The organism is Paenibacillus sp. CF384, from assembly GCF_900106745.1.
Taxonomy (GTDB): Bacteria; Bacillota; Bacilli; order Paenibacillales; family Paenibacillaceae; genus Paenibacillus_Z.
Window position 1 is genome coordinate 719,271 of sequence record NZ_FNNV01000001.1, and the last position, 12,590, is coordinate 731,860.

The window sequence follows — 12,590 nt, forward strand, 5'->3', positions numbered from 1 at the left end:
TATAAAGCTTCTGCCCTGTTAGGATCGCATGCTCATGGCTTGAAAGGCATGACTCGTAACGCATTGCTCGAGCCAAAGCGGTTCGAGACCACCGGCCGCTGCTGCAGGGAGAAAGTCGGTAAATAAGTGATGATAAGGACGCAAATTCCCGCCTTTGTGTTGTCCTACATTGTACCAGCCTGTATCCTGTGACAAAAGCACGCGGTCACCGACGCCGCAGCCCAGCAGCTGACCTAACAGATCCACATGCTCTTCATACGTGCCCGGCAATATGGAGTCGATGGATATCCAACCTCCTGCCTCCGCAAGCCGTTTGTAAACATCACTGACTTTAAACGTTTGTGCATGCACCCAAATGAACCGTTCCTGATCGAATTGCGCTTTTTTCATAATATCGTAGGCATGCAAAGCGATATCATTACCTATCGTGTGACATTGTATCGGCAGGCCGGTTTCCAGTGAGGTTCGCATCGCAGCACGGAGAATTTTCGCTTGAATATCGTCGATTACCGTGCCGTCATTAAGCGCGATTTTGATAAAACCCGGAAACACCTTACTCTCTCCGATACCGTCCCGTGCTTCTCGAATCCATATATCGGCAAGATCTTGTTCTGTAATCTCATTAACGAAAGCAGGCAAATACGGCTTTTTATAAAATCCAGTGTTCGTAATTAGATGGACTCCGGACAATTCCGACAGCTGCCGCAGAATGTAAGGGTCCCGCCCTAAATACTCCGGTGCGCAGTCCACCATGGTGCTGCATCCAGATTCCTTCAACTTTAACAAGTACGGCAGAACGGATGTGACCACTTCTTCACGGTCATACATGTTCGGAGCAAGCTTCCCGTCTTCTACAAACCCTACGAGCACATGCTCATGTTCCAAAATTCGTCCTGCATCTTTTGCTGTAATTCGACCCAAAACCGTTTGCAGCACAGCAGCACCTCTTCTCGTGATCTGGCTTCTTGCGTTTCAACTCTTAGTTGGTATTCGAGAAATCAATGAACTCTCCTGCCCATTCCGCTGCAAAGAAGTTCACGTAAAAATTCTCTCCTCCAATTGAAGGAAACAACGGTCCTTCTCTCGAAATCAAGAGCAAGCACACAGAAAAGGAGCAACCTCATGCTCTCTCATTCCGCATTCATCCTCAATGCATTTATTATCTTCTTGCCTTTGATTTTTTTCCGTCCCTTCTATAAACGCAAGCACCCGCTCTTCGTATTTGTTTTGTTCTTGATTCCCATGATTATTACAATGACCTTTCCGGTGAGAATATTCGATTCGGTGCTCGACCTAAGAGGAATTCCGCTCGTGATCGGCTCTCTCTCCGGCGGCCTTTATACCATGCTGCTCTTATTCGGCAGTCTGCTTGCGTACCGGCAGATATTAGGCGATATCAATCTATTTCATTACTTCCTATCGCTATTGCCGACAATTGTGCTGCTGCTGTTCCTATTCAAGATGTACGAGAACGCAGGCGCCAAGAAGAGAATGGTGATTGTTGCTGTTACTTGCTTCTTTTTACGCGTGACGGTTGTCAATCTGTACGCCCTGCTAGAAGGGAATGCTTCCTTTTTTATGGCGTCGTTTGTTCCGAGTCTGCCCATCATCTTCGTTCAGTGCATCATGGCAGTGATGCTGGTGTTCATCATTGAAATGATCCGCTCGCAGAGTCGGATGCAAGACGAGATCATCCATGCGGAGAAAATGAAGGTCGTCAGCGAGATCGCAGCCTCCGTAGCGCACGAAGTCCGCAACCCGTTAACGTCCGTCCGCGGCTTCATCCAACTGATGTCCGATCCGGCACTCAGCGACCGGAAGCGTAAAGAGTTCTCAGCTATTACGCTCGAGGAGCTTGACCGGGCAGAATCGATTATTTCCGATTACTTGTCGCTCGCCAAACCGCAAAACGAGAAGCTAGAACCGATCGTCCTGGAGGAAGCCCTTGCCAAAGCGGCCCAAATCCTGAACTCATATGCGAATCTTCAAAATGTCGAGATCATCACGGATATCAAGCACCCCGCAACGGTATATGGCAGCAAGTCCAAGTTCAGGCAAGCCATCATCAATATCGGCAAGAACGCCATCGAGGCAATGCCCGGCGGGGGTATGTTGACTTTGACTTATACGGTCAATGAGCCTAAACAAATCGTCACCATCACGATCACCGATACCGGAATCGGCATGAATGAGGAACAACTTAACCGGCTTGGGTCGCCCTATTACACCACCAAAGATAAAGGCACCGGGCTTGGCACCATGGTCATCTTCAGCGTCATTCGGGGCATGAACGGCAAGATCGAGGTACGCAGCAAAGAAGGAGAAGGTACTACGTATTTCATCACGCTGCCGTTGAGTCAACATGCTAATGATTAGGAGTTCTCCCTATTTCCTGGACCATAAATTCTGATACAAGCCCGTGACCGTCAGACGGACAGTGCCTTTTTCGTCTTGCGTGATCCCATCTTTCTTATACGCATCATTCGGAAAGAGGTAGAAAGAAAATTCATCCCCATCCTTGAAATTTATGCCACTGGTGCCGTACGTAGCGCTTTCATACACGTTTCCGTTATATTCGGCCGTCATCTTCGCACTCGTCTCGGACGTGAATTCGTGTTCGCCTACCGTCTTGTGATGTGTGCCTGAAATTAATGAGGCTCCGTTACTCGAATACGTTCCGACCGTCCGAAATCCGATTCGATAACCTCCGCCCTGCAAATCGACGTTATCGAACCACATCACATAAATGCGGTGCGCCCCGTCATTGTACAGTTCTTTACCCACGTTGCTTTCCAAATCGGCCAAATCGACGGTAACGGAATACTCCCCCGGAACGGTGTAACCATGCTTATCCGTAAACTTATCCGTGTTATTCGCGATATCCGCCATTTGCATCGTCCATGCAGCCGGAAAGCCGACCAGCAAGTAATATAGTAAAACAACAACAGCCGCACCGATAATCGAGCTGATTAGTTTGGTTCTACGTTTCATTAGTCCCTCCGAATCTGTTAAAAAACTTTATATGCCGAATTGGTTTCCATCCATGATGTTCATATTCTTAACAAACTCTTCGATTTCTACATCTAGCACATCTATTATTGAACTTGATTAACTAAGTCTATTAGCTCAGATTGTGTTAGTTTATACTCACCTAACGGAGCCTGATTACCGTTAATGTAATACACGTAGCGAGCTAATAAGCCATTCTGACTTTCCCACCATATGGATTGACTACTTTCGTCTTCGTCGTAGGCATGAATTCCATTATCGAGGTCTATAGACTGCATATTTTTCTTTTCAGAAAATGTATAGGGTTCATAATGACTCCGCTTACTCAAAGCTTCCATCTCATTATCGCTACTGCATCCACTCAAAAGACAACATAGTAATATCAAAAAGATAAGACGAATCTCAATCCCCCCTTTTATCATTTGTTATATTTTAACACTAATACTAGCGAACGTTTGTTCCTTAGTCAATATAAAGAATGTGCCTTTATCGGGTTCCAACTGCAGTTTGACAGCGTATGCTGAAGTTGGACAACACTTCCAGTAAAGGATGAATGCGAATGAACCATCGCTTCAAGACGCTGCTTATTAGTTTGTTAACATGTATGATGTGCTTCATCTTCACCGCCCCCGCCCCCGCTTCCGCCGACAACAACATCATCCACCTTCCAGTTATCAAGATTCCGTGGCTGACCTTGCCTTCGCCGTATTTGGTTTGGAAACAGCCGATCGGAACAGGAGCAATCATCGGTCCCGTACACGCACTGAACCACTTGTTCGTTGCGGCCTCGGACGTTAGAAACGGTAATCATCTGTATGTATTTGACCTCATTAATGAGGACTATCAAAACGTCCAACAGTTTGATTACGATCAGCCGATTACATCGCTTGCCTCGAGACCCAACTACTCGGGTGTCACACTCTACGTCGGTACCCAAAGCATGTTATATGCCTATCAAATTCCATACTCGTTCGAGGATCACGTCACACCCTCCCTCCTATGGACGCTACCAATCGGCAATACGATTGACCATGCCATTTTCGATACTTATGGCAATATTTACGTCCTGTCGAATGCCGAAGTATATAGTAAATTAACTGCCATCAGCCCGAGCGGCAAAGTGCTGTGGACATATAGATTCGCTGACTATTTCAGCAACCCGCCTGAAATCGACAACCATAATGTCGTCTACGCAGGCTCCCTCTCTGGCAAACTCTATGCAATTAGTACGCGTAATGCAGTAGCCGTACAGGTACCAGGCACTTATACCATTAAAATTTCGCTCGCCAATCCCGTACTGGAATGGAAAGCAACCATCGGGAAGCCGACCGATACGATTTATCCAGCTGTTCAATCCATTACGAACGAATTGTTCGTGAGCTCGACATCGAGCGGCGTCTTCGCTCTGAACGCGAACGGCTCGGTGAAATGGCATTACTCTCTCCTAAATGACGAAGTGAGCGCCGCTCCCCAAATTTGGAATGGCACGGTTTATTTTGGAACATCCATAGCGGGCAAGCTTTATGCATTATCGACTGATGGCACATTGAAATGGAAGTACAGTCAGCAAGGAGCATTCACGCAAAGTGCCGTCATAGGAACACCTAGACTCATATACACGGGTGTTATTTTCTTCGCAACATCCAATCATTACGTATACGCCGTCCGGCCGGATGGCACCGGTCTATGGAAATTCCATGCAAAAGGGCCTATTGCAACTGCCCCATTTAGCGATTACAGCAATGGCCGTGCTTATGTAGTGACATCTAACGGCATGATCTACTGCATTGGATAATGAAGTTATATTAGGACTAAGCTGACAGGTTACAATTAACTTTTCAAATTAATCAACAAAAGGCAACCGACACTCTTGTGCCGGCTGCCTTTTGTTCATCGTCCAAACGCCCAAGCCACCATCAGCGGAAACTCTTCTCGCCACATCACATCGTCGTGCGACGCGATCCGCTCTCTCATTTCAACGTCCGCCCCTGCATTGCGCAGCGCATCCGCCCACCGGGTCGCGTTCTCTAGGAAGAACGGCTCCAATGTACCGGCCACGAGGTAGGTGAGCGGCAGAGATCTTGGCATCTCGGCGGGCGGGCGGTACCCTCCGCCTGGCGACGCGGAGAAGACCGTACCGTAGATATCCGGATGCCGAAGCCCTATGGCGAGTGAGAGCTCTCCGCTGGCCGACACACCGCACACCGCGGTTCGTTTGGCGGGCAGCTCGACGCTGAAGCGTGATCGCACCCATCGGCGGACGTCCTCGACGAAGAACTTCTCGTGTGCCGCGAACCGTTCCGGATCGAACGGAGGTGAGTACTCATGGATGCGCACCATCTCATCCGCATTGGACGTCCGGTGCGCGCCGACGATCATCGTGGGCGGCACGTCAGCGGCCGCTTCGAGGTACCTGCCCCACTGCGAGATCAACTGACCATCACCGGCGAACACAATTGCCTGCGGTGGTTCGTGAGGAACATACACCGTAACCTGTCGACCACCATCATACTCAAGCGTCTCTGTTACGAGCTCTCCCGCAATCTTCATATCTCTCATCTCCTGTATTAACATCATGCATGCATATATTCGAATTCATTTAGCCTACGGGCTAGCTCCGAATATGTCGATTAAAGAAAATTTCAGTCATCTGGAGAACATCTTCCCAGCCAAGATTGCCGCCTTGAAGACCATGATTCGCCCCTTTGATTGCCAGAATACTGGAATTATGAAGCGCTTCGTGTAAAATTTCTGCCTGATTGAATGGAATAATCTCATCTTCAGTACCGTGAATGATCAAGAAGGGCGGAGCAGCATCTGTTACAAATGTAAGCGGGCTGGCAAGCTTTGCTCTTTCCTGATGCTCTCTCACGTATCCGCCAATTAGTCGAGATTCCAACGACTCCGGTGAATCATGAAAGCCGTCCAACATCTGCAGGAAATCGACTGGGGCCGACCAGGTGGCAACCGCCTGCACGGAACTGGAAATACCGGGATTTCCGCTACAGCCTTCCATTTCTTCTACGTGTCCAGTCGTACCTAGCAATGCGGCCAGATGTCCGCCGGCGGAATGCCCGAAGACGCCAATCCGAGCCGGATCGCCACCGAAAGATTCTGCGTTCGCTCGAAGCCAACGCACAGCCGCCTTCGCATCATGCAACTGAGCGGGATAGATCGCTTCGTTGCTGAATCGATAATTAATGCTAACGGAGAGGTAGCCTTGGGCTGCAAAGTGTCGAACAAACATCCCGCTCTCCGAAGGTTCAGCCTTGTCCCCCCATAACCACGCGCCTCCATGAATATACATTGCTATCGGAAGTTTACCTCCCCGCTGCGATGGCAAAGCGATGTCGAGCAATAGCGGCTTGCCGTCCGCCTCCCCATAGATCACATCTGAAATGATTTGAATTTCTCGTTCCAACATCTGATGCTGCTCCTCTCTCATAGGAAAGCTGATATAGGATCACTCATAGATTCTCTCACAACGGTCTCGTCAACAACTTAACCAAATCTTTTTCACTTCGATTCCAATCATAGCTAACTTTCCATTCGTTGTTTACTTTTTGCATCGTCAAGACACCGTTTATATGAACGTTCTTCGATTCCTCTTGGCCATTTGTTACTACTAAAGTCATATCGTATCTAAAGAATTTATTAGATTCATTTTTGATATCATCTTTACTACTCGGAATAAGATGAACCTTCTCAACGCTAATCGTAGACTGCTCCGCTTGAGCTACTTGAAGTGGCAGTTCAATAACACGGCTCTGAGTTCCCCTCCTACTTGCAGGGATAAAATCATCGGTTATTAGGGACGACAATTCCCGCTCTTTTATTTGAATGCTGCTTGGAAACGTGACATTCGTATAATCTTCTACTTCGTATTGCGTTTTGGCGTATTCTTTCGCAACTTGAATTGCCGCGCTGTAACTATTTTGGCATCCCACCAGGACAAGCAACAACATGACAGACAACAAGACTACATGCACTCTTCTCAAGTTGCATTCCTCCAGGTATCGGTATTATTCTAGTCCCTATCCTATCGAACGAAAATTCCCCCTGCTTACTCCAACTTCTGCAGACGTTCTACTACCCAATAGCCATAAAACATAGTTGTCTGCAAGGACTCGTTCTCCCAACCAGGCGCGTGCCGATACGTTAGTGGTCGAAGTCCGCAGCGCTCAACGGCGATGGCGGTTTCGGAAAACGTCCAGAAAAATATCCGAGTATCTGACAGTCCACCGGTAGCATCAATCCAAGGGGCATCATGAAAGGGCAACTCTGCGCGGCGCTCGTTAATGGTGAAGTAAAACCGACCTCCACTTGCAAGTGCATCTGCCACATTACTAAGGACTTGATCCAGGTCCTCGCAAAAATCGAAGCATCCGTTAGCTATTATGGTAGTAAACTTCCCGAGTTCAGCAGGCAGTACCTTGTGAAAATCGTGCACGAGGTATGTACCGGAAGGGCGTTTCAATCGCGCCATATCAACCATAGAAGCCGATAAATCAAGCCCGACCACTTCCACATCAGGAGGTAATTCATTCGTCAAGTGTCCAGGTCCACAACCAATATCAAGTACACGCTGCCCTGCACGTACATTCTCTTCTAAGAATTCCTCTATGAAAGATTGACAATGGGTCAGAGGCGTGGAATGTTCTTCGTAAATCTCGGCGATACAGTCGTACATTTGCGCTATCTTAGACTTATCATTCTGAGAATAGTCCACTATGCAACACACCTCCGCACTGACTAATTCCACTCCGCATACGCACTATCCTTCCATTCATGCAGCAAAGCTGCCAGTCAAATGCCCGGCAGCCTTGTTAAAATATTGATATTCACTTTTATCCCCTTACGCTTCGTTCCTTAATTCGAAGTAACGAGCTCAAGTCTGCGGGTTCCCGCCTGACCTGGGAAGGAATCCATTACTGCGCCGTTGATCCATACCCGCACTTTGCCTTTTTCCTTCAAATCGTCAAAGGTGACTGAACCCCCGGTGCTGTCTACCATTTCCGAATGATCGTTGAAGCTAAACCAGTAGCTTGGCTCGGTCTTACCTTCTTCCAGAACTAGGATGCGGTGCGACTCGTTGTCGATTTTCGAGATTGTGCCGACGACATCGGGCGTCTCGCTTAGCTTCTGAATGTCGTATTCGATCAGATTGGGATCAATCAGCTTCTCGATTTCGGGCTTAGCTTCTGCCTCACTTGAATCCGGCATCGATATAGTGATTTTGTTTTTGATCACATCAATACTTGTCGAGTATAAATTTAGCCTACTGAATAAATCCTGATCGCCGAGCTTATCTTGTGCTGCCTGCAGTTCCTCAATTGAGTGTGTAACGCGCACCGTCTTGTATGTCCCCGATTTATAGCGGTCAGCCAGCAACTTCTCGCCATTTTCGGTCGGTTTGACGAGATTGATATAGAGAAGCCCGTCCTTTAAATAGATATCGCCGTTCGCAATCTGATGGTCTTGGAGAAAACCGCGAACTTCTCCGGGCTCGCTCACTGGATCGATGGTCCCGGAACCTTTTACTTCATTGTCGGTTACTTGGACGATATTATTGTCGTTGCCGCCTTGCACATTGTCACTAGGCTCCATGCGGGGGCCGCAGCCGGTTAACAGAAGAACAGCCAGAAGTACAGTAATGGTCATTCGCTTCATGAGGCACGCTTCCTTTCATCGGTGTTTACACCTTTAACGCACGAAGCCATGCATTAGTTGCTGAAATTCACAGCGGATTAAGCTCAACATCATAACGGGTATTCATAACAATTTCATCTGCCGTTTCCGTGGGCCGGCTTCCCGTTGTATGGTAACCAAATCGATTTACGTGTGGCGATTGCTCCATTTTGTTCATTAGAAACAAAGAACGCTCCAAAGAATCCAGATCTCCTCTGATCGTCAACCTCTCGATAATGGTTTCTTGATTGGCTAGAAGAATCATATACTTCAGGTCTACGTCCAGGTCGGCTATTTGTTCGCAGAACCATTCGAATTCATCTTCGACGACGAAATCGATGACGACGTTTATCTGACTACGTATCACATTTCTCGTTAAAGCTACAATGTTATCCCAAGTGAGGCGCAATTTTTCTTCCCATGAGAGGGGCAGCTCGTTCTTGAGCATGTGAAGCAACATATCCCCCTCGATCAGTACGCATGGCCCGACTTTACGTGCCAGTTCTTTGGAAGTCGTGGATTTGCCGACGCCAAGCGGTCCCGATATCAAGTAAATGACGCTCCTGTTCCTTTGATTCGTATTCATGCCTATTCCTCCTCTAAACTACCTCATAGTTTGCAGCGGTCTGTCGGAAATCTTCTTCACTGACAAGAACATGATCCGATATACGACGAATAAGCCCGCGGTTTACGCGGACTTCATTCGGATACTGTTCTTGTCTTCCGACACTTCGCGATCTTAGCGCGAACCACCTCTATTGTCAGCAAGCGGTTCGCTCTGTCATCTACAATCTCATCCAACATCTTATCCATTCCTTTCGTTCGTTTGTGAGTAAGCGTTAGCCCTTCAGCTCCACCGTTTTCGTTGCAATCTTCCTCGTGAATTCAATGTCATGTTCTACAAAAATCAGGGTAGGCTGATGTTCAAGCAGCACTTCCTCAATCTGCATCCGGGAAATAACGTCAATAAAGTTAAGCGGTTCATCCCAAACATGCAGATGGGCTTGTTCACATAGGCTTTTGGCGATCAATACCTTCTTCTTCTGACCTCCGCTGAACATAGACATGTCTTTCTCAAACTGTATGCGGGAGAAATCAAGCTTGCGCAAAATCGTCTTAAACAAGCTCTCATCAATACCCTGCTCCCGGGCATAGTCGGACAAGTCACCTCTTAAATGGGAAGTATCTTGGGAGACGTAGGAGATTTGCAATCCGCTGCCTCTGTGGAATGCGCCGGTGTACGGAATCGTTTCGCCAAGGATCAGCTTTAACAGACTTGTTTTTCCCGAACCGTTCGGCCCGGTTAAAGCAATTCGCTCTCCCTGGTTAATCGTGAAGCTGATGTCCCGGCAAATCGTTCTGCCGTCATAGTGTATAGCCACATGGTCCAATTCAGCCAGTAGGGGCTTAGGATAAACCAGCTGCGAAATGTGCAGGTTCTCCGACGTTTCTATGTTTTTGAGCAGCTTGGATTTCTCATCGATCGCGTTCTGCTGCCGCTGCTCAATCGACTTCGAGCGTTTCATCATTTTGGCGGCTTTGTGCCCGATATATCCTTTGTCTACCTTGGAACCGGAATTGCGTGTTCCGTTTTTGCTTTTCTCCACCTCGTGCGACCATTGGCCTGTTCTTCTGGAGGCGTCGGATAGTCGTTTGATGTCTTTGACGAGTTTTTCGTTTTCGTTCAGCTCGAACTGATCCTGCAAATGTTTGTTTGCCCACCAGCTGGAGAAGGTTCCTTTCTGAATGTCAATATTGGTTTTGTTAATCGACAGAATATGATCCACGCAATGATCGAGAAACGCCCGGTCGTGAGATACCAGAATAAACCCCTTTTTCCCGTTTAAATATTGACTGACCAGCTTTCTCGCATGCACATCCAAGTGGTTGGTTGGTTCGTCGATCAGCAGGAAATGATTTTCCTTTAGAAATAAAGCCGCTAGCTGCACTTTCGTCTGCTCTCCATTCGATAACGTGTTGTACGGCCGGTACAGCACGTCTTCCGCGACTTTGAGAAGGGAAAGCTCGCGCTCCAACCTCCAAAGCTCATAATCCGGGTAAATGTCGCTTACGACATCCATGGTCAGATTATCCGGGTCATTAACGGAAAATGGAAAATAATCAAAGCTGACCGGCGACGATATGGTTCCGCCGTATTCCAATTTACCGAGGAGCAGCTTCATAAACGTCGTTTTGCCGCGCCCGTTTCTGCCCGTGAATCCCAGTTTCCAATCGGTATCGATCTGGAAGCTGACCTTTTCGAAAATAGTGTCGTAGCTGCCTTCATACGCAAAGGTCAGGTTGGATACTTGAATCGTTGACATGTTAGTTCCTCCTTCTGCTGAAAAATAAATGAGCTGCAAGAAAGTTACTTTTCTCGCAGCTCAAAAATATACATCAGACCAACCGTACGGATGGCAGAAGGAGTATATAAAAGAGTGAAAGAATAAGTAACTTTCTCGCGGCAATAAAGAACAAAACAACGCAAAAATCACCTTTGTTTTATCCCCTAAGACCGGCAAGAAATATTACATTATTCAATCACTCCCATCGTTAAATTTGGTGTCATCATAACACATGGACGAAGGTGTTTCAACCCGATACCTGTCGAACTTGCCGATTCCGAAATCAAAAAAACACTTTATTATAGTAACGCGTTATTGTATTATTGCATTAACGCAGTGAATATCAACAAGATATAAATAAACTTTTCAAAGAGAAGAGGAACCTATCATGCCCTTAACAAAGTCAGAAATTCAAGCACGGAATGTATTGAAAAGCATGAAGCCTTATTCGCCGGGCAAGCCGATTTGGGAGGTACAGCAGGAGCTCGGACTTGAACACGTTGTAAAGCTTGCCTCCAATGAGAATCCTCTGGGTCCCTCACCAAAAGCATTGGAAGCGATAAACGAGTTGCTGGTTCATATTCATCGGTATCCCGACGCGCAGGCAGTGGATTTACGTGAAACGATAGCTGGGCGATATGGGCTTGCATCTGAGCAAATCATTATCACCAACGGAGGCGATGAATTGATTACGCTTGTATCCGAGACATTCATCGAGGCGGGGGACGAAATCATTGTGCCGGGTCCTTCGTTCAGTGAATATGTGTTCGGAGGTCAATTGATGGGGGCTGTTATCCGAACGGTCGCGTTGACAGAAGATTATCAATACGATGTTTCCGCAATACTCGAAGCTGTCAGTGAACGTACGAAGATTCTTTATCTATGCTCCCCTAATAACCCGACTGGAACGATCCTGCGCAAGTCGGCGCTGACGGAGTTGTTAGATGCATTACCACCTTATGTACTCGTTATGCTCGATTCCGCCTACAGTCACTTTGTAACCGAAGACGATTACTCGGATGGTATAGAGTTTGTTAAAGCAGGTTATCCCGTCATCGTTCTGCAAACTTTCTCCAAGGTGTATGGATTAGCGGGAATTCGAGTGGGCTTCGGAGTCGCCTCGCCAGCGATTATTAAAGAGGTGCTTCAAGTGAAGGAGCCGTTCAATGTAAATGTTCTTGCACAAGCAGCAGCCAAGGCAGCGATTCTAGATGATGACCATGTCCGAAAGTCCAGCCTGCTGGTGCAGGAAGAACGTTTGCGGATGTATCAGGGCTTTAGGGAACTTGATTTAGCTTATACCCCAAGCATGAGTAATTTTATTCTCGTTGAGCTTGGCGAGGATGCGGAACAGCGTTACAACGAGCTGATGCGGCAAGGGGTCATTGTTCGATACGGGGCAGCTTGGGGGTTGCCGCACCATGTTCGAATCTCAATCGGCACACCCGAGGAGAATCAAATACTGCTTCATGCACTTCGACAATCGATAGTAACGGCGGATCGATAAACACGCTCGCTGTTTAAGACGACGCAAATATAAAGAATCGT

Annotated in this window: 12 protein-coding genes; 3 read left to right on the top strand and 9 right to left on the bottom strand. The window is 47.5% G+C overall.

The features are described 5' to 3' along the window. Positions 1-18: 18 nt before the first annotated feature. On the bottom strand, positions 19-936 hold the full coding sequence (locus tag BLW29_RS03285) for a phosphotriesterase family protein (protein ID WP_177186470.1): 918 nt from the start codon (positions 934-936) through the stop codon (positions 19-21). A 186-nt stretch (positions 937-1,122) separates the two neighbouring features. Here BLW29_RS03285 and BLW29_RS03290 point away from each other — a divergent pair, with 186 nt between their 5' ends. Then, positions 1,123-2,376, top strand: coding sequence for a sensor histidine kinase (locus BLW29_RS03290; RefSeq protein WP_090976148.1), 1,254 nt, complete (start codon positions 1,123-1,125; stop codon positions 2,374-2,376). 9 nt (positions 2,377-2,385) lie between these two features. Here BLW29_RS03290 and BLW29_RS03295 read toward each other — a convergent pair whose 3' ends face one another. After that, entirely contained in the window at positions 2,386-2,991 is a 606-nt protein-coding gene (locus BLW29_RS03295; protein WP_090976150.1) for a hypothetical protein, read from the bottom strand. Positions 2,992-3,568: 577 nt separating this feature from the next. On the opposite strand from BLW29_RS03295, the gene BLW29_RS03305 reads away from it, so the two are divergent. After that, a complete protein-coding gene (locus tag BLW29_RS03305; RefSeq protein ID WP_177186471.1) occupies positions 3,569-4,804 on the top strand; it encodes an outer membrane protein assembly factor BamB family protein in 1,236 nt (411 codons plus the stop codon). Between the two features lie 95 nt (positions 4,805-4,899). On the opposite strand, the gene BLW29_RS03310 is transcribed toward BLW29_RS03305, so the two are convergent. From BLW29_RS03310 to abc-f, 7 genes are all read right to left on the bottom strand, one after another. Further along, positions 4,900-5,559, bottom strand: a complete 660-nt coding sequence (locus BLW29_RS03310; RefSeq protein ID WP_090976156.1) for an alpha/beta hydrolase — start codon at positions 5,557-5,559, stop codon at positions 4,900-4,902. 61 nt (positions 5,560-5,620) lie between these two features. Beyond that, positions 5,621-6,433 carry an alpha/beta hydrolase gene (locus tag BLW29_RS03315; protein ID WP_177186472.1) on the bottom strand — a complete coding sequence of 271 codons (813 nt, stop codon included), beginning with the start codon at positions 6,431-6,433 and terminating at the stop codon, positions 5,621-5,623. Between the two features lie 55 nt (positions 6,434-6,488). Further along, complete coding sequence (locus BLW29_RS03320; RefSeq protein WP_090976160.1) at positions 6,489-7,007, bottom strand: hypothetical protein; 519 nt, start codon at positions 7,005-7,007, stop codon at positions 6,489-6,491. A 65-nt stretch (positions 7,008-7,072) separates the two neighbouring features. Then, complete coding sequence (locus BLW29_RS03325; RefSeq protein ID WP_090976162.1) at positions 7,073-7,738, bottom strand: class I SAM-dependent DNA methyltransferase; 666 nt, start codon at positions 7,736-7,738, stop codon at positions 7,073-7,075. 140 nt (positions 7,739-7,878) lie between these two features. Beyond that, the gene (locus BLW29_RS03330) at positions 7,879-8,679 is read right to left on the bottom strand and encodes a DUF3221 domain-containing protein (RefSeq protein WP_090976164.1); all 801 of its coding nucleotides are present in this window, start codon (positions 8,677-8,679) and stop codon (positions 7,879-7,881) included. 67 nt (positions 8,680-8,746) lie between these two features. Further along, positions 8,747-9,283: a P-loop nucleotide/nucleoside kinase family protein gene (locus tag BLW29_RS03335; protein ID WP_090976166.1), complete on the bottom strand. Its 537-nt coding sequence runs from the start codon at positions 9,281-9,283 to the stop codon at positions 8,747-8,749. Positions 9,284-9,536: 253 nt separating this feature from the next. Then, the gene (gene abc-f, locus BLW29_RS03340; RefSeq protein WP_090976168.1) at positions 9,537-11,021 is read right to left on the bottom strand and encodes a ribosomal protection-like ABC-F family protein; all 1,485 of its coding nucleotides are present in this window, start codon (positions 11,019-11,021) and stop codon (positions 9,537-9,539) included. Between the two features lie 409 nt (positions 11,022-11,430). Between abc-f and hisC the strand changes: the two genes are divergently transcribed. Further along, the gene (hisC, locus tag BLW29_RS03345) at positions 11,431-12,549 is read left to right on the top strand and encodes a histidinol-phosphate transaminase (protein WP_090976170.1); all 1,119 of its coding nucleotides are present in this window, start codon (positions 11,431-11,433) and stop codon (positions 12,547-12,549) included. Positions 12,550-12,590 lie beyond the last annotated feature (41 nt).